Source organism: Microbacterium lemovicicum (genome assembly GCF_003991875.1).
GTDB lineage: Bacteria > Actinomycetota > Actinomycetes > Actinomycetales > Microbacteriaceae > Microbacterium > Microbacterium lemovicicum.
Genome location: NZ_CP031423.1, coordinates 976,733 through 995,518, shown reverse-complemented (window position 1 = coordinate 995,518; position 18,786 = coordinate 976,733). Strand labels below are relative to the sequence as shown.

At 71.1% G+C, this 18,786-nt stretch carries 18 protein-coding genes; 10 read left to right on the top strand and 8 right to left on the bottom strand.

The annotated features are described in order from the left end of the window. From CVS47_RS04605 to argS, 4 genes are all read right to left on the bottom strand, one after another. Positions 1-1,326 carry a homoserine dehydrogenase gene (locus CVS47_RS04605; RefSeq protein ID WP_127095035.1) on the bottom strand — a complete coding sequence of 442 codons (1,326 nt, stop codon included), beginning with the start codon at positions 1,324-1,326 and terminating at the stop codon, positions 1-3. Continuing rightward, positions 1,323-2,762, bottom strand: coding sequence for a diaminopimelate decarboxylase (lysA, locus tag CVS47_RS04600; protein WP_241240280.1), 1,440 nt, complete (start codon positions 2,760-2,762; stop codon positions 1,323-1,325). Before lysA ends, CVS47_RS04605 begins: the two co-directional genes overlap by 4 nt. Before the next feature lie 145 nt (positions 2,763-2,907). Then, positions 2,908-3,738, bottom strand: a complete 831-nt coding sequence (locus CVS47_RS04595; protein ID WP_127095033.1) for an LmeA family phospholipid-binding protein — start codon at positions 3,736-3,738, stop codon at positions 2,908-2,910. Between the two features lie 39 nt (positions 3,739-3,777). Next, positions 3,778-5,445, bottom strand: a complete 1,668-nt coding sequence (gene argS / locus CVS47_RS04590) for an arginine--tRNA ligase (protein ID WP_127095032.1) — start codon at positions 5,443-5,445, stop codon at positions 3,778-3,780. 94 nt (positions 5,446-5,539) lie between these two features. Here argS and CVS47_RS04585 point away from each other — a divergent pair, with 94 nt between their 5' ends. Further along, positions 5,540-5,857 carry a hypothetical protein gene (locus CVS47_RS04585; RefSeq protein ID WP_127095031.1) on the top strand — a complete coding sequence of 106 codons (318 nt, stop codon included), beginning with the start codon at positions 5,540-5,542 and terminating at the stop codon, positions 5,855-5,857. Between the two features lie 41 nt (positions 5,858-5,898). Here CVS47_RS04585 and CVS47_RS04580 read toward each other — a convergent pair whose 3' ends face one another. Together CVS47_RS04580 and CVS47_RS04575 are read right to left on the bottom strand one after the other, a co-directional pair. Beyond that, complete coding sequence (locus tag CVS47_RS04580; RefSeq protein ID WP_127095030.1) at positions 5,899-6,732, bottom strand: transglutaminase-like domain-containing protein; 834 nt, start codon at positions 6,730-6,732, stop codon at positions 5,899-5,901. Positions 6,733-6,834: 102 nt separating this feature from the next. Next, the gene (locus CVS47_RS04575; protein WP_206502750.1) at positions 6,835-7,914 is read right to left on the bottom strand and encodes a DNA polymerase IV; all 1,080 of its coding nucleotides are present in this window, start codon (positions 7,912-7,914) and stop codon (positions 6,835-6,837) included. A 205-nt stretch (positions 7,915-8,119) separates the two neighbouring features. Between CVS47_RS04575 and CVS47_RS04570 the strand changes: the two genes are divergently transcribed. Next, complete coding sequence (locus CVS47_RS04570) at positions 8,120-8,332, top strand: hypothetical protein (protein ID WP_127095029.1); 213 nt, start codon at positions 8,120-8,122, stop codon at positions 8,330-8,332. 31 nt (positions 8,333-8,363) lie between these two features. Here the strand turns inward: CVS47_RS04570 and CVS47_RS17010 are convergent, their stop codons facing one another. After that, positions 8,364-8,498 carry a hypothetical protein gene (locus CVS47_RS17010; RefSeq protein ID WP_277600968.1) on the bottom strand — a complete coding sequence of 45 codons (135 nt, stop codon included), beginning with the start codon at positions 8,496-8,498 and terminating at the stop codon, positions 8,364-8,366. Positions 8,499-8,729: 231 nt separating this feature from the next. Here CVS47_RS17010 and CVS47_RS04565 point away from each other — a divergent pair, with 231 nt between their 5' ends. The 8 genes from CVS47_RS04565 (at position 8,730) to CVS47_RS04530 (ending at position 18,080) form a co-directional block, all read left to right on the top strand. Further along, entirely contained in the window at positions 8,730-9,185 is a 456-nt protein-coding gene (locus CVS47_RS04565) for an SRPBCC family protein (RefSeq protein ID WP_127095028.1), read from the top strand. 208 nt (positions 9,186-9,393) lie between these two features. Continuing rightward, positions 9,394-11,292: an alkaline phosphatase gene (phoA, locus tag CVS47_RS04560; protein ID WP_127095027.1), complete on the top strand. Its 1,899-nt coding sequence runs from the start codon at positions 9,394-9,396 to the stop codon at positions 11,290-11,292. A gap of 86 nt (positions 11,293-11,378) precedes the next feature. After that, positions 11,379-12,080 (top strand): phosphotransferase family protein, encoded by a 702-nt coding sequence (locus CVS47_RS04555; RefSeq protein WP_164734603.1) that lies wholly within the window; start codon positions 11,379-11,381, stop codon positions 12,078-12,080. Between the two features lie 175 nt (positions 12,081-12,255). Beyond that, a complete protein-coding gene (locus tag CVS47_RS04550; RefSeq protein WP_127095025.1) occupies positions 12,256-13,263 on the top strand; it encodes a carbohydrate ABC transporter permease in 1,008 nt (335 codons plus the stop codon). Next, positions 13,263-14,210 (top strand): carbohydrate ABC transporter permease, encoded by a 948-nt coding sequence (locus tag CVS47_RS04545; RefSeq protein WP_127095024.1) that lies wholly within the window; start codon positions 13,263-13,265, stop codon positions 14,208-14,210. The genes CVS47_RS04550 and CVS47_RS04545 overlap by 1 nt, the downstream gene beginning before the upstream one ends. A 70-nt stretch (positions 14,211-14,280) precedes the next feature. Continuing rightward, positions 14,281-15,645 carry an ABC transporter substrate-binding protein gene (locus tag CVS47_RS04540; RefSeq protein ID WP_127095023.1) on the top strand — a complete coding sequence of 455 codons (1,365 nt, stop codon included), beginning with the start codon at positions 14,281-14,283 and terminating at the stop codon, positions 15,643-15,645. Between the two features lie 67 nt (positions 15,646-15,712). Further along, entirely contained in the window at positions 15,713-17,449 is a 1,737-nt protein-coding gene (locus tag CVS47_RS04535; RefSeq protein WP_241240279.1) for an AMP-binding protein, read from the top strand. Positions 17,450-17,567: 118 nt separating this feature from the next. Further along, positions 17,568-18,080 (top strand): Rho termination factor N-terminal domain-containing protein, encoded by a 513-nt coding sequence (locus CVS47_RS04530; RefSeq protein WP_127095021.1) that lies wholly within the window; start codon positions 17,568-17,570, stop codon positions 18,078-18,080. Here CVS47_RS04530 and CVS47_RS04525 read toward each other — a convergent pair. Then, entirely contained in the window at positions 18,071-18,586 is a 516-nt protein-coding gene (locus CVS47_RS04525) for a CGNR zinc finger domain-containing protein (RefSeq protein ID WP_127095020.1), read from the bottom strand. The two genes, CVS47_RS04530 and CVS47_RS04525, sit on opposite strands and share 10 nt — an antisense overlap. Between the last annotated feature and the right edge of the window lie 200 nt (positions 18,587-18,786).

Sequence of the window (18,786 nt, the reverse complement as noted above, 5' to 3'; positions counted from 1 at the left end):
TCAGTCTCCTTCTACTCGCAGGACGGACGCGACGCGCTCGACGACGCCGCTGGCGGCCAGCCGCGCAACGGTCTCGCTGAGGTCCTGCTCCCGGGCCTTGTGGGTTCCGATGACGAGCCGGGCGACGCCCGATCCGTCGGCGGACTCGCTGATGACGGTCTGCTCGACCGTGGCGATGGACACGCGTCCTTCGCTGAGGGTGCCCGCGACGGTCGCCAGCACGCCCGGCTGGTCGTCGACCTCGAGAGTGATCTGGTAACGCGTGGTGACGCGGCCGATCGGCACGACCGGCAGGTTCGCGCGCGTCGACTCGCCCACGCCCACACCGCCGGCGATGTGGCGGCGGGCGGCGGAGACGACGTCGCCGAGCACCGCGGACGCGGTCTGCACGCCGCCGGCGCCCGCGCCGTAGAACATGAGTGAACCGGCGGCCTCGGCCTGCACGAAGACGGCGTTGTTCGCGCCGTGGACGCTGGCGAGCGGGTGGGAGCGCGGCACGAGTGCGGGGTAGACGCGCACGGAGATCGACTCGCCCTCCTCGCCCTCGTCCTCGGGGGCGAGGCGCTCGCACACGGCGAGGAGCTTGATGGCGTAGCCGGCGTGGCGGGCGGCGTCGATCATCGCCTTGTCGAGGCCCATGATGCCCTCGCGGTGCACGGCCGACAGCGGAACGGTCGTGTGGAACGCCAGGCTCGCGAGGATGGCGGCCTTCTGCGCGGCGTCGTAGCCGTCGACGTCGGCCGACGGGTCGGCCTCGGCGTAGCCGAGCGCCTGCGCCTCGGAGAGCACGTCGACGAGGTCGGCGCCCTCGGTGTCCATGCGGTCGAGGATGTAGTTCGTCGTGCCGTTGACGATGCCCATGATCCGCTGCACGCGGTCGCCGGCGAGCGAGTCGCGCAGTGGCCGGATGATCGGGATCGCGCCGGCGGCCGCGGCCTCGTAGTACACCTGCGCGCCGACCTGGTCGGCGGCCTCGAAGATCTCGGAGCCGTAGGTGGCCAGGAGCGCCTTGTTGGCGGTCACCACGTCGGCGCCGGAGTTGATCGCCTGCATCAGGTAGGTGCGGGCGGGCTCGATGCCGCCCATCAGCTCGATGACGATGTCGGCGCCGAGGATGAGCTCCTCTGCATCCGTCGTGAACAGCTCACGCGGGAGGTCGACGTCGCGGGGCGCGTCGAGGTCGCGCACGGCGATGCCGACGAGCTCCAGCGATGCGCCCGCCCGATCGGCGAGCTCGTCGCCGTGCTTCAGCAGCAGCGCGGCGACCTGGGACCCCACGGCGCCGGCGCCGAGGAGCGCCACCCGCAGTCGGCGATAGTCGCTCACGTGTCGTTCCGCTCGTTCATGTGGTTCTCCTCCGTGCTCGACGGGCCGACGCCGGCATCGCGTGCCAGCAGGTCGTCGATCGTCTCTCCGCGCACGATCACGCGGGCGCGTCCCTGGCTGACCGCCACGACGGGCGGCCTCGGGACGAAGTTGTAGTTGCTCGACAGCGCGGCGCAGTAGGCGCCGGTCGCCGGCACGGCGAGCAGATCTCCGGGCGCCACGTCGGCGGGCAGGTACTCCGCGTCCACGACGATGTCGCCCGACTCGCAGTGCAGTCCGACGACCCGCGACAGGGCCGGCTCGGCGGTGCTGACGCGGGAGGCGACGCGCGCCGAGTACTGCGCGCCGTACAGGGCGGGCCGGGCGTTGTCGCTCATGCCGCCGTCGACGCTGACGTAGAGGCGCTCGAGGTCGTCGGACACGCGGACCGGCTTGATCGTGCCGACCTCGTACAGCGTCACGCCGGCCTGGCCGACGATGGACCGTCCGGGCTCGAAGGCGAAGTCCGGAACCGGGATGCCGCGGCTCGCGCACTCGCGGGCGACGGCGTCGACGATCCCCGCCGCGAGCTGCTCGATCGGCGTCGGGTCGTCGGCGGAGGTGTAGGCGATGCCGAAGCCGCCGCCGAGGTTGAGGACGGGCACCTCGCCGCCCTCGAGCAGGGCCGCGTGCACCGCGACCAGGCGCGACGCGGACTCCTCGAAGCCGGCGGTGCCGAAGATCTGCGACCCGATGTGGCAGTGCAGTCCGACGAACGCCAGCCCCGGCGTCTCGCGGATGCGGGCGACGACAGCCGCCGCGTCCGTCAGCGGGAAGCCGAATTTCTGGTCTTCGTGGGCCGTCGCCAGGAAGTCGTGCGTCTCGGCGTGCACACCGCTGTTGACCCGCACGAGCACCGACTGCTCACGGCCGAGTCGCTGCGCGACGGCGGCGAGGCGCTCGAGCTCGATCCAGCTGTCGAGGACGATCGAGCCGATGCCCACCTGCACGGCGCGCTCGAGGTCTCGCACGGACTTGTTGTTGCCGTGATAGCCCAGCCGTGCGGGGTCGGCACCGGCGGCGAGCGCCACGGCGAGTTCGCCGCCGCTGCAGACGTCGACCGCGAGGCCCTCGTCCATCACCCAGCGCACCACGTCGGTCGAGAGGAAGGCCTTGCCGGCGTAGTAGATCCGCGCGCGAGAGCCGTGCGCCGCGGTCGCGTCGGCGAAGGCGGCGAGCGTGCGACGCGCGTGTGCGCGCACCTCGTCCTCGTCCAGCACGTAGAGCGGCGTGCCGAAGCGCTCCACCAGCTCGTCGGCGGCGATCCCCGCGAGCGTCAGGATGCCGCGCTCGTCGCGCTCGGCGGATGCCGGCCACACGTTCGCCGCGAGCGCGTTGGCGTCGTCCGGGCGGACGGGCCGTGCGGGCGCCGGGTGCGGGGAGGTCGGGGCGGACACGGGGTGGGCCAATCGGTGGTGTCGGAAGCACGGGCGCCCGGATCACGGGCGGTGCGCCGCGGCCGGTCGGATCACGCGCCGGGCACCCGTGAAGTCTAGGGCAACCGCGCCCGCGACCCCGGCAGACGGCCCGCCCGCCGCACGCTCACGCGCAGGTGCCGTTCGCCTGCAGCGCGGGGTCGGTGATGATCGCGCCGTCGATGTCGAGGTCGGCGATCACCCGGTCGCCGGAGACCCGGATGCCGGTGAGCGTGACGCCCGCCGGAACGTACTCGCGGATGCACACGTCGTAGTCGCGCACCACGACGCCGGCCAGGTCTCCGAAGCGCTCGGTGAGGTCGCTCGCCGTCAGCTCCGCACCCGCCAGCTTCAGGGAGACCGGCGAGAGCGTGATGTCGCCGTCGGCGACTCCCGGGGTGAGCGTGATGCCGATCGGGATCCCCGCGCCGAACAGCTGCAACTCGGTCGACGCGGTCACGTTCGGCTCGACCAGGCCCACGGTCGCCGCCGGGAAGTCGGGGATCTGCTCGAGCAGCGTCTGCAGCTCCGGCGTGTCGAGCTGGATCGTCGCCGCGGCGCTGCGGGCCGCGGCATCCCCCCGCACGGGCACGCCCTGCGCACGGACGACGACGTCGCCGGAGAGCGCGCCGAACGTCACGTCATCGGACGCCACGGTCACATCGTCGAGCGTGCCCGCGATGAGCTGCGGCAGCACGGCGCCCTCGATGTCGACGTCGATCTGCTGGTCGGCGGGCAGCGAGAGCTGGGTGATCGCGCCCTGGCGGATCGTCTTGGTGACGATGTCGCGCGCGATCCACTCCCCCACGAACCAGGCGCCGACCGCCAGAGCGACGACCAGCAGCAGTCCGACGAGCCACGGCCAGGCGCGGCGGCGCGGCCGGGGCTCGTCTGACGCGGACAGCACCCACTGCGCGCGCGGATCCGGGAGCGGCTGCGTCTGCTGAGCGTCGCTCACGTGATGTCGATCCATTCGCTCAGCACAGGCACCCCGGTGTCACATGCGCTCGGGCGCACTCACGCCGAGCAGGTCGAGTCCGTTGCGCAGCACCTGTCCGGTGGCGTCGTTCAGCCAGAGGCGCGTGCGGTGCACGGCCTCGACCGGAGCGTCTCCGAGCGGGATCACGCGGCAGCTGTCGTACCAGCGGTGGTACAGACCGGCGAGCTCCTCGAGGTAGCGCGCGACGCGGTGCGGCTCGCGCACCTCCGCGGCGAAGGCGACGATGCGCGGGAACTCCTGCAGGGCGCCGAGCAGCGCCGACTCGGTCGGGTGCGTCAGCAGCTCGGGTGCGAACTCCGAGCGGTCGACCCCGGATGCCGCGGCATTGCGTCCGACGTTGTGCGTGCGGGCGTGCGCGTACTGCACGTAGAAGACCGGGTTGTCGTTCGTGCGCTTGCGCAGGAGCTCGGGGTCGAGCGTCAGGGGCGAGTCGGCGGGGTACCGGCCCAGCGAGTACCGCAGCGCGTCGGTGCCGAGCCACTCGCGCAGGTCGTCCATCTCGATGATGTTGCCCGCGCGCTTGCTCAGCCGCGCACCGTTGACCGAGACCAGCTGCCCGATGAGCACCTCGATGTCGGCGTCGGGGTCGTCGCCGGCCGCGCCGGCGAGCGCCTTCAGCCGGTGCACGTAGCCGTGGTGATCGGCGCCGAGCAGGTAGATCTTGTGCGCGAAGCCGCGGTCGCCCTTGTTCAGGTAGTACGCGGCGTCGGCGGCGAAGTAGGTGTACTCGCCGTTGGAGCGGCGGATGACCCGGTCCTTGTCGTCGCCGAAGTCGGTGGTGCGCACCCAGACGGCGCCCTCGTCCTCGAACACGTGGCCCTGCGCGACGAGGCGGTCGACGGCCTCGTCGACGAGGCTCGGTCCACCGTCCGCGCCCTTCGCGTGCAGCACCCGCTCGGAGAACCACACGTCGAAGTCGACGTTGAACGCGGCGAGGGATGCCTGGAGCTCGCCGAGCTGCAGGGCGTATGCCGCATCGCGCGCCGCCGCGACCTGCTCCTCCTCGGGGAGGTCGAGCAGGTCGGGGCGCTCGACGAGCACCCGCCGTCCGAGCTCGTCGATGTAGCCGCCGGCGTAGCCGCCCTCGGGGGTGGGCTGGCCCGTGGCCGCGGCGAGCACGGAGCGGCCGAACCGCTCCATCTGCACGCCCGCGTCGTTGATGTAGAACTCGCGCGCGACGGTCGCTCCGCTGGCCTGGAGCAGGCGACCGATCGAGTCGCCGAGCGCCGCCCACCGCGTGTGCCCGATGTGGAGCGGGCCGGTGGGGTTCGCCGAGACGAACTCGAGGTTGATCGTGTTGCCCCGCTGCGACTCGTTGGATCCGAACGCCGCCCCCGCCTCGACGATGGTCTTCGCGAGCGCGCCGGCGGCCGCGGCATCCAGCGTGATGTTGATGAAGCCGGGTCCGGCGACGTCGACCGACATGATGCCGTCGACCTCCGTCAGGCCGGCCGCGATCTCGGCGGCGAACTCGCGCGGGTCGGCGCCGAGCTTCTTGGCGAGCTTCAGCGCGGCGTTGGACGCCCAGTCGCCGTGGTCGCGATTCTTCGGGCGGTCCAGGACCAGGTCGGCGGCGGTGAGCCCGGCGCTGGATCCCTGGCGTCGAGCCTCCGCGAGCGGGGTCACGACGGCGAGCAGGGCGGCGGAGAGGGCTTCGGGGTCCATAGCCGGTCCAGTCTAGTTCGGCCGCCTCCGGCTCCCCTGAACGGGCGGCGGCGCCCTCCGGCAGGACTGCCGGAGGGCGCCCTATGCTGTCGCCATGACCGGCCCCTCTGCACCCCCGCGCTCTCGTCGCGGACTCGGCATCGCATCCCTCGTGGTGGGGGCGGTCGCGACACTGATGATCATCGCCTTCTGGGTCCTCGGCGCAGCCGTCGACGGGCAGGGTCTGTCGGGCGGAGCCGTGCTCGCCGTCCTCTTCTTCTACGCCTCCGTGGTGGTCGGGGCGGTGGCGGTCCTGTTGGGGATCATCGCGATGGTCGTGGCTCGGCCCCGCGTCTACGGAGCCGTGGGCGCGATCCTCGGGCTCGTGCCCGTCATCGTGGTGCTCGTCTCCACCGCCGTCCAGGCCGGCTGAACGCGCCGCGCGCACCCGCAGCGGCCGCGGCGGCCGGACCGTCAGGCGATCTGCACCAGGGAGGTGAAGTCGTCCGCGGCGTCCTCATCCGCGGCGGCTACGGAGTCACCGTCGGCATCGTCGGGCACGGTCCAGGCGTCCACGCGCATGTGCGGCATCGCGACGTGACCTCCGTGGTAGCTGAGGAAGGCGCAGTCCGCGGCGTCCCGTCCCGTGGCGATGCGCACGAGGCTCCGGCGGTCGGCCAGGCGGGTCGCGTCCAGCACGTACCAGGCACCGTCGTGGTAGGCCTCGGCGACGGCATGGAAGTCCATCGGGCGCAGGCCCGGCGCGTAGCAGGCGGCGTAACGGGCGGGCATGTCCATCGCCCGCAGCAGCGCGATCACGACGTGCGCGTAGTCGCGGCAGACGCCCTGGCCCGTCATGAGGGTGGTCACCGCGCTGTCGGTGCCCATGCTGAGCCCCGGCGTGTAGGTGACGCTCGCGGAGACGAAGTCCGACACCGCCGCGATGAGCTCGTGACCGCCGAGGCCGCGGAACTGCCGGCGGGCCTGGGAGAACACCTCGTCGGACTGGCAGTAGCGGCTCGGACGCAGGTAGGTGATGGCTTCGAGATCGCTCGTGCGGATGCTGGCGGCCGCCCCGTCGACGACCGCCTCGTAGCGCACCTCGAGCCGTCCGGCCTCCCCGGTGAGGCGGTGCAGGCGGCTGCCGGACTGGTCGACGATCTCGGTCGGGGTGTACTCGCGATCGCCCTGCGTGAACGTCAGGATCTCACGCGACAGCGGCACGGGCTGGGCCGTCGCGATCGAGAAGATGAGGTCGACCGACGCGCCCAGCTCGAGGTCCAGTTCAGCGGTCACGACGCGTTGCACCGGAGTATCCTCGCACGCCGCGAGCCGCCCCCGGACCGCGATCCCCCGACCGTGCCGCAGCCCGCCCGGGACGCCGTGTTCCGCCGGTCGTCGACCGGGATGTCACCAGCCTCCGCGGGTCGGCGTGTGCCCCTCCCGCGCGTCCTCCGGCATGGTCATCTCGGCGCGTACGCCGAGCAGCCGCACGGCCCGATCCGGCTCCATCCGGTCGACGAGATCGCGAACACGCGCGGCGACCTCCGCACGATCGGATGTGGCCGGGATCTTCTTGGTGAAGACCTTCGTGGTGAAGGGCGCGTAGCGCACCTTCAGCGTCAGCCCGACGACGGGCCGGCCCTCGCCGGTCACGTCCGCCCACACGGCGTCGAAGAGGTCGTCGACGGCGGCGAGGATCGCGGCGCGCTCGCCGAGGTCGACCGGGTAGGTCGTCTCACGCGAGTGCCCGCGGGCGACCCAGGGCGTGTCGTCGACGACCGCCGTGCCGCCGCCCTGTCCGAGCTGCCGGTACCACGGCCCCATCTTCGGGCCGAACTCCGCCACCAGGGCGGCGGGGTCTGCGTCGGCGAGCTGCGCCACCGTCTCCACGCCGAGGCCGGCGAGCCGCGCCGACACCTTCTTGCCGACGCCCCACAGATCGATCGTCGGGCGTGCGCCCATGACATCGAGCCACGTGTCGGCCGTGAGGCGGAACATGCCGGCGGGCTTGCCGAAGCCGGTGGCGACCTTCGCCCGCACGAGCGTGTCGCCGATGCCGACCGAGCAGTGCAGGCGCGTGCGCTCGAGCACCTCGGCCTGCAGCGCACGAGCCGACGCCTCCGGGTCGGCGACGCTCAGACCGACGAAGGCCTCGTCCCAGCCCAGCACCTGCACGACTGCTCCGGGGTGCGCGCGCAGCGTCGCCGTCACCTCGTCGGAAGCCGCCTCGTAGGCCTCGCGGTCGACGGGCAGGATGACGGCATCCGGCACCTTCCGGGCGGCGAGGCGCAGCGGCATCCCCGATCCGACGCCGAACGCGCGCGCCTCGTACGACGCCGTGGAGACCACGGCACGCTCGCCCGGCTCTCCGCGGCCGCCGACGATCAGGGGCAGGCCGGCGAGCTCGGGCCGCCGGAGCACCTCGACGGCCGCGATGAACTGGTCGAGGTCGACATGCAGCACCCACGCGCGCGTCTCGTCGCTCATGGGGTCAGTCTGCCCGCAGCCGCCGACGCCCTCCACCCCGGGCCGGCCACCGCGACACGCCGACAGTCCGCTCCATCCGGCGACACACCTCGCGACGGACCGCGCGCCGCGGCACGTCGCAACCGCGTGCCGACGGCGCGGTGCGGCATCCTGAGTCCGACGGGACGTCCGGAGCGACGCTCGTCGTCACGGGGAAGGGGATCCGATGGGTGAGCGCAAGCGGTCGAGTCGCAGCAGCGGACGGGTGGCGCGCCACGGGTACGCCCTCGTCACGATCACGGCGCGCGATGCCAACGGCTTCGTCCACCGGTACGACGAGCTCGAGACGTCGGTCGGCGCCCTGCACGAGGCCGTGGCGATCATGCAGCTGAAGTCGACGGCCATGGAGGCCTCGCACGAGGAGCTGCGTCAGGCCTGACGCACGAGCGCCGACTGCGGCGCTCCGGAGGTCAGGCCGACGCGCGCGCCGGGGCGGCGTCGAACGCCGGCACCCAGGTGGAGCGGCGTCGAGGCTGACGACGGACCAGCTGCGCGCACGCATCGAGCACCGACCGGATCGTCGCCGCCGTGATGTCGTCCCGCATGTCGTCTCCTGTGCTCCGTGCAGGCCGCTGAGTGCGACCGCTCCCCCCATTCAAAGCGCAGTCTCGCGCGGTTATCGGGCCTTGACGATCGGCGAAACGTATGCATTCGCATATGAACTTCTCCCCCACTCCGCGGCGGCGTATGACAGCACACCGCCGCGACTCTGGCAAGGCCCGGTCATCGGGGAGGCAGGCGCGGTTGAGTGGACTCCACCGATCCAAGGAGAAGCCATGACGCAGATCATCGAGACCATCGACGTCGACGTGCCGGTCACGACGGCGTACAACCAGTGGACCCAGTTCGAGTCCTTCCCGCATTTCCTCGACGAGGTCGAGTCGATCACCCAGACGGGCGACACCCACACCCACTGGGTCGTGAAGATCGCCGGTCAGGTGCGTGAGTTCGACGCCGAGATCACCGAGCAGCACCCCGACGAGCGCGTCGCCTGGAACAGCACCGGCGGCGACACCGACCACGCCGGGGTCGTCACGTTCCACAAGCTCAGCGACACGACCAGCCGCGTGACCGTGCAGCTCGACTGGAAGCCCGAGGGCTTCCTCGAGACGCTCGGCTCGGTGGTCGGCGTCGGTCAGCACGCCGTCAAGAAGGACCTCGAGAACTTCAAGGAGTTCATCGAGAAGAAGGGCACGGCGACCGGCGCCTGGCGCGGAGACGTCGAGGCCTGATCCTCTCCACGAAGCGCCCGGCACCTCGCGTGCCGGGCGCTTCGTCGTTCCCGGTCGCGGTGACGATCGGATGCCGCGGCCACCGGATGGCCACCGTCGCGTCACCTGCCGGTCACCCTTTCGGCGCACTGCCGTCGACCTGGTCCCTGTTTCCTGGGAGAACCCTATGCAGCCGTCCCCACGGCTCCTCCGAACGACAGGACTCCCCATGAAGCACCGGACCGCGCGGCGCATGCGCGCCGCCCTGGCCCTCACCGCCACCTCGGCCGCACTCGTCGGCCTGGTCGGCCTCGCCGCCCTTCCCGCGTCGGCCGCCACCCCCGACGACGTCACCGAGCACGGCGGCGCGACCCGCAACGACGGCGACATGACGGAGATGCTCCGCGAATCCCTCGTGGACGGCCCCGCCAAGAACGTCATCCTCCTCATCGGCGACGGAATGGGCGACTCCGAGATCACCGTCGCCCGCAACTACGCCGAGGGCGCCGGCGGCCGCTTCGCCGGCATCGACGCGCTTCCCCTGACGGGTTCGTACACGACGTACGCGGTGAACGCGGACGGCTCGGTCAACTACGCCTCGGAGTCCGCCTCCACCGCCAGCGGCTGGTCGACGGGCACGAAGACGGTCAACGGCCGTCTCAGCGTCGACGTCGACCTGGACCCGCAGGCGACCCTCCTGGAGATCGCGAAGGCGAACGGCCTCAAGACGGGCAACGTCTCGACGGCGGAGATCCAGGACGCCACCCCCGGCGCCGAGATCGCCCACATCTCCAAGCGCGGCTGCTTCGGCCCCGTGAAGACCACCGCGGACTGCAGCTCGGAGTCCGTCGAAGCGGGCGGCCTCGGCTCGATCAGCGAGCAGCTCCTGAACGTCCGCCCCGACGTCACGCTCGGCGGCGGTGCGGCGACCTTCGAGGAGTCCGCCGTTGCCGGCCCCTGGGCCGGCAAGACGCTGTTCGAGCAGGCCTCCGACCGCGGCTACCAGCGCGTCGACAACGCGGCGGAACTGGCGGCCGTCACGACCGCCGACGCCGACCAGCCGCTCCTCGGCCTGTTCAGCTTGGGCAACTTCCCGACCCGGTGGGTCGGACCGGACGCCACCGACATCCCGGACGCGGACTCGACGAAGCTTCCGGCACCCGTGGCGTGCACCGAGAATCCCGAGCGCCTCGAGACGGGCCTGTCCCTCGCCGACCTGACCGACAAGGCGATCGACCTGCTCGACAACGACAACGGGTTCTTCCTCCAGGTGGAGGGCGCGAGCATCGACAAGCAGGACCACGCCGCCAACGCCTGCGGTCAGATCGGCGAGACCGTCGACCTCGACGAGGCCGTGCAGGTCGCGCTGGAGTACGCCGAGACGAAGGGGGACACGCTCGTCGTCGTCACCGCCGATCACGCCCACACGAGCCAGATCGTCGGCTCGGCCATCCCCGGGCTGAACACGCACCTGCTCACCGAAGAGGGCGCCCCCATGATCGTGGCGTACGGCACGTCTGCCGCAGGCGGATCCCAGCAGCACACCGGCGCCCAGGTGCGCATCGCGGGCTACGGTCCCGGCGCCGCCAACGTGGTGGGTCTCACGGATCAGACCGACCTGTTCTTCACGTCGGCGAACACGCTCGGCCTGAACCAGGACCTCGCCTCCCTCAGCGCGGCCGCCACGCTCGCCGCACCGACCGAGGTGCTGCCGGGCGCGACCTACACGGTCACCGCGTCCGGGCTGAACGCCGACTGGCAGGTGCGGGGATCCGATGACCTCGGACAGCAGGACGTCCTCCGGGGCACCGCCTCGTTCCAGGTGACCGCCCCCGCCGAGCCGGGGACGCAGACCGTCACCCTCACCGGCGCGCAGACCGGTGTGGTGCTCACGGCCGACGTCAGCGTCTCGGCCGCCGCGCCGGTCGACCCGGCGCCCACGGCGAGCGCCACCCCGCCGGCAGCCGCCGCGGGCAGCGGCTCGGGCAGCAGCAGCACCGGCAGCCTGGCCACCACGGGCACGTCCGTGCCGTTCGCACTGGGCGGCATCGCACTGGCGCTCGTTGCCGGCGGCGCCTACCTGGTCATCCGTCGCCACCGTCGCGGTCACGCCCTGTCGCACAACTGAACCCCCGGAAGGCGGTGCGTGCCGGTGACGGTGCGCACCGCCTTCCGCATTCCCACCGGCGCCGGGAGTGAGGGAGGATGTCGCCTGTGCAGCAGGGAGCCGTGGGCGCCGTACGGGCCGTCGACCTCGACGGGGTCTCTCTCGTCGAGAAGCGCCTGAGCGACCCCGTCCGGCACGAGACGGAGGTCCGCGCGCTACGGGCGGCCGCCGGCTGCGGCCTCCCCGTTCCACGGATCGTGTCGGAGGCACCGGGGGTCATCCTCATGACCCGGATGCCGGGCGAGCGACTCGACGCCTCGACCGCCGACCTGCGCAACGAGCGCCTGGCGGGCTCCATGCCGCTGCTGCGGCGGCTGCACGCCACCGCCCCACCCGCCGGACTCGCGCCCGCGCCGGATGACGCACTGATCGTCGCGCGCTATCGCGCCGCGGGCGGCCCGCCCCTCGCGCTGGAGATCCCCGCGCCGCGCTCCCCCGCGTTCTGCCATGGCGACTGGACAGACGGCAACGCGCTCGCGATCGGTGCGACCATCACCGCCGTCCTCGACTGGGAGGCCGCGCACGCCGGCGACCCGTTGCGAGAACTCGCGCGCGCCGCCTGGGGCGCCTCCCGCAAGGACCCGCGCTCGTTCGACGTCATGGTCGACGCCTACGGCGCCGACCGCTCCGAGGTGCGCGCCTGGACGCCCATCGTCGCCGCAGAGCTCTGGCTCTGGTTCGCCGAGGCGGGCCCGCCCGAGTACCTCGCGGAGCTCACGCGGCAGCTCGCGTCCGGACGAGTCGCCTGAGACGAGTACACCTTCTCCTCAGGAGAAGCAAGGGTCTCGCAGAAGCGGGAGAAGTGGACCGACACTCGCGCCAAGAGGTGTCCCTAGAAGTGCAGAGCCGCACGGCCGGGGCCCGCCGCGACCGAAAGGGCGACCACATGTACGGCAGCCACTCCCCTCGCCGGATGCCGGGACGATGAGCGCCACGCTCCGGCCCTCCACGACCACCGTCGAGGAGGGCGAGGCATCCGCACGCTCGCTTCTCCCCGGGGGGCGCCGCGGCACGGCCCGTCGCCCGCGCGTGAAGCAGCACTACAACAAGCGCGAAGCCGTCGCCGGCTACCTGTTCATCACGCCGTGGATCATCGGCTTCCTCGTCTTCACCGCGGGGGCGATGATCTACAGCCTCTACATCTCGTTCAGCAACTACAACCTCGCCACGAACCGTGCACGGCCGGTCGGTCTGGCCAATTACGCCGAGCTGTTCCAGGACCCGCGCGTGGGCGTCTCCCTCGCGAACACGCTGTTCTACGCCGTGATGGCCGTGCCGCTCGAGATCGCGTTCGCCCTCGCCCTCGCCCTGCTGCTCAACCGCGTCGGCCGGGGTGCCGGCGTCTTCCGCACGCTGTTCTACCTGCCGAAGATGACCCCCGCTGTCGCGACGGCGGCGATCTTCTTCCTCCTGCTCAACGGCAACACCGGGGCCATCAACCAGTTCCTGCGCTTCTTCGGCATCGCCGGCCCCCAGTGGCTCGTCGACCCCGCGTGGGTGAAGCCGAGCATCGTGATCATGGCGCTGTGGACCGTCAGCGGAACGATGGTCATCTTCCTGGCCGCGCTGAAGAGCGTGCCGACCGAGCTCTACGAGGTCGCCTCGCTCGATGGTGCCGGCGCCGTGCGCAAGTTCTTCTCCATCACCCTGCCGATGATCTCGGGAGCGATGTTCTTCAACGTCATCGTGCTCACCATCGCCGCGTTCCAGGTCTTCGACCAGGCCTACCTGCTCTTCTGGCGGGATCAGAGCAACGCCTCGCCCGAAGCATCCCTCTTCTACGCCATCTATCTCTTCCAGCAGGCGTTCCGCGAGTTCAACTTCGGCTTCGCGGCGGCGATGGCCTGGCTGCTGTTCGTCATCATCATGGCGATCACGGTCATCCAGGTGCGCTTCGGCAATCGGTTCGTCTACTACGAGGGAGACCGCTGATGGCTCTGACACGTGAGACGCCGGGCGTCAGCGAGCCGATGCCCGAGCTGGCGGTGGCCGTCTCCTCGCCCGTGCCGCGGCGCGCGCGGCGGCGACCCCGCACCCCGCAGACGTTCATCGGGCGCTTCGTGCTCACCGTGATCCTGCTCGGGTTCTCGCTGCTGTTCCTGTATCCGTTCGCGTGGCTGCTGGCGGCGAGCTTCAAGCCGCGCGGCGAGGTCTTCGACAACTCGCTGATCCCGCGCACCTTCACACCCGAGAACTACGTCGAGGTCTGGAACCAGCTGCCGCTGCTGTCGTGGATGTTCAACAGCGTCGCCATCGCGCTGCTGGCCGCCATCGCGGTGTCGATCTCGAGCTCGATCGTCGCGTTCGGCTTCGCGTACTTCCGCTTTCCGGGGCGCAAGCTCCTGTTCGGCCTCGTCCTGGCGACGATGATGCTCCCCGGCGCGGTGACGATGGTGCCCATCTACCTGATCTGGAAGGAGACGGGGATGCTGGGCACCTGGGTGCCGCTGTGGGGGATGAACCTCTTCGGCTCGGCGTTTTACATCTTCCTCCAGCGCCAGTTCTTCCTCGGTCTCCCGCGCGAGCTGTTCGAGGCCGCCCGGATCGACGGAGCGAGCTACTGGACGATGTTCTGGCGGATCGCGATGCCTCTGTCGATCCCGTCGTTCATCATCGTGTTCCTCTTCGAGTTCCAGGCCAGCTGGAACAACCTGCAGGCGTCTCTCATCTACCTGAACGCCGGCTCGGTCGACGGGTTCACGGCGCCGCTCGGCATCGCCTACGCCATGACGAAGTACAGCCCGACCGCGGGCGGTCAGGGCGACTACCAGTACGTGATGGTCGCGTCGCTGATCATCACGGTCCCCATGCTCATCCTGTTCGCCTTCGGCCAGCGCTACTTCATCGAGGGAGTCGCGACCCAGGGGCGGAAGGGATGACCCGGCGCCCGTCCTGGCGCCGGGCCCGCGGAGCACGACTCCCGCGGGCACGACACGAGAGGAACAGCACATGAACAAGCGAGTGACCGGGGTGATGCTGATCGCAGCATCCGCCGTCGTCCTTTCCGGATGCGCGGGAGGCGGGGGCAGCGAGGTCGCAGCCGACGTCGACTTCGCCGCCGAGCCGAGCGGAACCGTCTCCGCCTGGGGCTTCGAGAACGCCGACGACGTCGGCACGGCCCGTCTCGATTACGCCGCCGCACAGCTGTCGGGCGTGCAGGTCGACCTCGACGCCACCGCCTTCGACGCGCAGAAGTTCACCACGCGTCTGGCCAGCGGCGACGTGCCCGACGTCGTGCAGATGGACCGCCGGTACGTCACGCAGTACGCCGCGCAGGATCTGATCATGCCGTTGGACGCCTGCTTCACCGCGCACGACGTCACCCCCGACGATCACTGGTACCCGTCGGTCGTCGACGACGTGCGCTTCCAGGACGGGATCTGGGCGGTGCCGCAGTTCTACCAGCCGCCGGCCATCCTGCTGAACAAGACCGTGATGGCCGAGGCCGGTGTCACGAGCGACGAGATCGACACCTCGCAGCCCGACAAGCTCCTGGGCGCCGTCGCGAAGATGTATCAGGCGTCCGGCGGGGTGCCGACGCGTCTGGGCTTCGACCCCGTCGCCACGGGACAGGCGAGCCTGTGGGTGCTCGGACTCGGCGGTCAGCTCAGCGACGCCGACGGCGTCCCCACGCTCGACGCGCCGGGGAACGCCGCCGGGATCGATCTGCTCAAGCAGATCACCGATGCCCAGGGCGGCTTCGCCTCGGTGAAGAGCTTCACCGATTCGTTCGACACGTTCGGCGACAACAATCAGTTCGTCACGAACCAGGTCGGCGCACAGGTGAACGCCCAGTGGTACCCGAACGTGCTGTCGCCGTACGTCGGCCAGATCGACATCGAGGCCGTGCCCTTCAAGGACGCCGACGGCAAGCCCTTCTCCGTCGCCGGCGGCTCGGCGTTCGTGATCCCCGTCGGCGCGGAGAATCCGGCCGCGGCCTGCGCGTGGATGGTGGACGTCACCAGCGACGACGCATGGGCGGCGGCCGGCGAGGCGCGTGCCGCGACGCGCGCCGAGGACGGCGGCATCAACACCGGGCTCTTCACCGGATCGCCGTCGGCCGATCAGGCGATCCGGGAGAAACGGGTCACCGAGTCGGGTGACGCCGGCTTCGACCAGGTCATCTCGACCTACTACGACGTCGTGGACTACGGCACGACCTTCGGCTCCTCCCCCGCCGGTCAGGCGATCCAGAGCGAGCTGAACAACGCCGTCACCGCGGCACTGCTCGGCGACAAGACGACAGCACAGGCGCTGGCGGACGCGCAGAGCGCGGCGATGCGCGCCTACGAGAACGCCACCGCGGGCGGCTGAGGGGCAAGATGAGAGGGCCGGGCGGATGCTGCCGCCCGGCCCGCAGCATCCGTCCCCAGGAGAGCACGTGACCGCGCACGCATCATCCGAGCCGACGCAGGCGACCGAGGCCTTCCGCCGGACCCGCGACCAGGTTCTCGGCTTCGGCGGTGACGTCGACCGGGCCGTCCGGGAGTTCCGGTGGCCGCAGTTCGACGGGGCGTTCAACTGGGCGTCGGACTGGTTCGACGCGATCGCCGAGGGAAACGACCGTCCGGCGCTCGTCATCATCGAGGACGACGGCCGCGTCGCGCGGTACTCCTTCGACGAGATGTTCCGCCGATCCCAGCAGGTCGCCGCGTGGCTCGCGCAGCAGGGCGTGCGACGCGGCGATGCGGTGCTGCTCATGCTCGGCAACCAGGTCGAGCTGTGGGAGTCGATGCTCGCGGTCATGCGGCTGGGGGCCGTGCTGATGCCGACCGCGACGGCGATCGGGCCGTCCGACCTCGTCGACCGCGTGGAGCGCGCGTCGGTGCGCCACGTGATCTGCAATCCGGAGGATGCCGCGAAGTTCGCCGACGTGCCGGGTGACTACACGCGGATCAGCGTCGGCGACGTCGACGGCTGGCTGCGGTTCGCGGACGCGTACGCCGGCCGCGACGACGCGCGCCTCCCCCACCCGGGCACGGCGCCGGATGACCGGCTTCTCCTCTACTTCACGTCGGGCACGACCTCGCGTCCGAAGCTGGTCGAGCATTCGCAGGTGTCGTATCCCGTCGGGCACTTCAGCACGCTGTACCTCCTCGGCATCCGCCCGGGCGACGTCCACCTCAACATCTCTTCGCCCGGCTGGGCGAAGCACGCGTGGTCGTGCTTCTTCGCGCCGTGGATGGCGGAGGCGACGATCCTCATCTACAACTACGCGCGCTTCGACGCCGCGGCGCTGATCGAGAAGATCCGCGAGCACCACGTCACCACGTTCTGCGCGCCGCCCACCGTCTGGCGGATGCTGATCAACGCCGACCTCTCAGGCGGCGGGGGCGACCTGCGCGAGGCGATCGGAGCCGGAGAGCCCCTCAACCCGGAGGTCATCGAGCAGATCCGCTCGCACTGGGGCCTGGACATCCGCGACGGCTACGGCCAGACCGAGACCACCGCGCAGATCGGCAATCCGCCCGGCATGGCCGTGAAGGTCGGATCGATGGGACGGCCGCTCCCCGGCGTGCCCGTGGTGCTCGTCGACCCCGTCAGCGGCGAGCGCGTGCAGGGCGAGGGCGAAGGCGAGATCTGCCTCGACCTGTCGCAGCATCCGGTCAATCTCATGCCGGGCTACCTCGACGATCCGGAGCGCAACGCGCAGGCGATGGCCGGCGGGTTCTACCACACGGGTGACGTGGCCATCCGGGATGCGGACGGCTACATCACCTTCATCGGCCGCACCGACGACGTGTTCAAATCGTCGGACCACAAGATCAGCCCGTTCGAGCTCGAGTCCGCCCTCATCGAGCACCCCGGCGTGGTGGAAGCCGCCGTCGTCGCCGCCCCCGACGCGGTGCGCCTCAATGTGCCGAAGGCCTACGTCACGCTCGCGTCGGGATGGCAACCGGATGCCGCGACGGCTGAGGACATCCTGCGCCATGCCCGCCGCCACCTCGGCGCGCACCAGCGTGTGCGCCGCATCGAGTTCGCGGAGCTGCCCAAGACGATCTCGGGCAAGATCCGCCGCGTCGAGCTGCGTCAGCGCGAGGAGGAGCTCGCCGACACGCCGCGCGACCAGCGCGACGAGTGGCGCGACGGCGACTTCCCGGGATTGACCGGCCGCTGACCGGAGCCCGGCATCGCCTGCCCGATGCTGATGTGCGTCACGGGTCTCCCGTCCCCACGCGGGAATGGGCGTAGCGTGGCCTGACCCTACGAGTGTGGGCGGATGAAGGGCTCTTCCTATGTCAGGCAGCAAGGCACGCGCATCGAAGACGACCTCGAAGAAGCAGAAGCCGTCGAAGAAGCACGAGAAGAATGCGGAGCGGGCTCTCGCCGCCGCGGACGACGCGGTGACGGCCGCGCGGAAAGCCGTCAAGAAGTCCCACGGGAAGCTCCGGAAGAGGGCCGCGAAGCTGACGCGACGGGCCGAGCAGCTGTCGAAGAAGCATGCGGCCGCGCAGAGGAAGGCGGCGGCGGCGGAGGCAGCGCTGGCGGCCGTCATCGCCGCGCAGGCCGGAGAGGCCTCCGCCACCACCCCCGCCCCCGCGGCGCGCGGCGGGGTCGGCGACGAGGGTGCCCGCGCCTCCGCACACGAACACGACGTGGACGATCTGACGCCGCCCCTTCCCGCACCTGAGCCGACGCCCGCGACGTTGATCGAGCTGCGGCGCCAGGCGAAGGAGATGAAGATCCCGAAGTACTACCGGCTGGCGAAGGCGGATCTGATCGCCGCGCTGGAGTCCGCTCAGGCCTGAGCGCGGTGGCGGCGCACGGCGGCGCGGTTGGCGCACCGCACCGAGCAGTAGCGCTGGCGACCGTTGCGCGTGACATCCACGACGACCGCTCGACACGGCTCCGCCGCGCACCGTCCGAGCCGGTGCATCCCGCGCGTGACGAGATGCAGCGACGTCCCGACCGAGATGACGGCCGCCAGGACGCGGGGCAGAGCCGCGTCGTCGTCCCGGTAGTGCAGATGCCACCCCTCGCCGTCGTGGTTCGTCAGGCGCGGGTATGCGGCCGCTGCCGCCATCTGCGTGTCGAGCAGCCCCGCCCGGGCGTCGGGGTCGGGTTCGTCGACGACGCGCAGCCAGTCGTCGATCACGGCGCGGGTGAGGACGTGATCGTCGGATGCCACGGGGAACCGCATCGTCATGCCCTTCTCGATCGTGCGCTCCTCGATCCCCGCGCGGTCGCCCGGCCAGTCATTCGCGAGCGACGCGGCCAGGAGCACGGCGTACTCCCCGTAAGGGTTGAGATGCATAAGGGCATTACATCACGCTGGAAGCATGACCCTTCCCGGCACCCTCGCATCACCCCTCGTCACGGCGTCCCTTCACGAGCACGCATGGATCACCGAGTCGGTGCACGCGACGAGCGAGGGACGCGTCCGGTACGTGCGCTGCACGGCATGCCCTGCTCGGCGCGTCGACCTCGACCCGGTCGCCTCTTCGCCGCCCGCGG

Coding starts and splice junctions, on each gene's coding strand:
- CVS47_RS17010 (WP_277600968.1), bottom strand. CDS start 8,498: ATGCGGGACGACATCACGGCGGCGACGATCCGGTCGGTGCTCGATGCG.
- CVS47_RS04570 (WP_127095029.1), top strand. CDS start 8,120: ATGGGTGAGCGCAAGCGGTCGAGTCGCAGCAGCGGACGGGTGGCGCGC.
- CVS47_RS04575 (WP_206502750.1), bottom strand. CDS start 7,914: ATGAGCGACGAGACGCGCGCGTGGGTGCTGCATGTCGACCTCGACCAG.
- CVS47_RS04565 (WP_127095028.1), top strand. CDS start 8,730: ATGACGCAGATCATCGAGACCATCGACGTCGACGTGCCGGTCACGACG.
- CVS47_RS04585 (WP_127095031.1), top strand. CDS start 5,540: ATGACCGGCCCCTCTGCACCCCCGCGCTCTCGTCGCGGACTCGGCATC.
- CVS47_RS04550 (WP_127095025.1), top strand. CDS start 12,256: ATGAGCGCCACGCTCCGGCCCTCCACGACCACCGTCGAGGAGGGCGAG.
- CVS47_RS04545 (WP_127095024.1), top strand. CDS start 13,263: ATGGCTCTGACACGTGAGACGCCGGGCGTCAGCGAGCCGATGCCCGAG.
- CVS47_RS04525 (WP_127095020.1), bottom strand. CDS start 18,586: ATGCATCTCAACCCTTACGGGGAGTACGCCGTGCTCCTGGCCGCGTCG.
- CVS47_RS04540 (WP_127095023.1), top strand. CDS start 14,281: ATGAACAAGCGAGTGACCGGGGTGATGCTGATCGCAGCATCCGCCGTC.
- argS (WP_127095032.1), bottom strand. CDS start 5,445: ATGGACCCCGAAGCCCTCTCCGCCGCCCTGCTCGCCGTCGTGACCCCG.
- phoA (WP_127095027.1), top strand. CDS start 9,394: ATGAAGCACCGGACCGCGCGGCGCATGCGCGCCGCCCTGGCCCTCACC.
- CVS47_RS04530 (WP_127095021.1), top strand. CDS start 17,568: ATGTCAGGCAGCAAGGCACGCGCATCGAAGACGACCTCGAAGAAGCAG.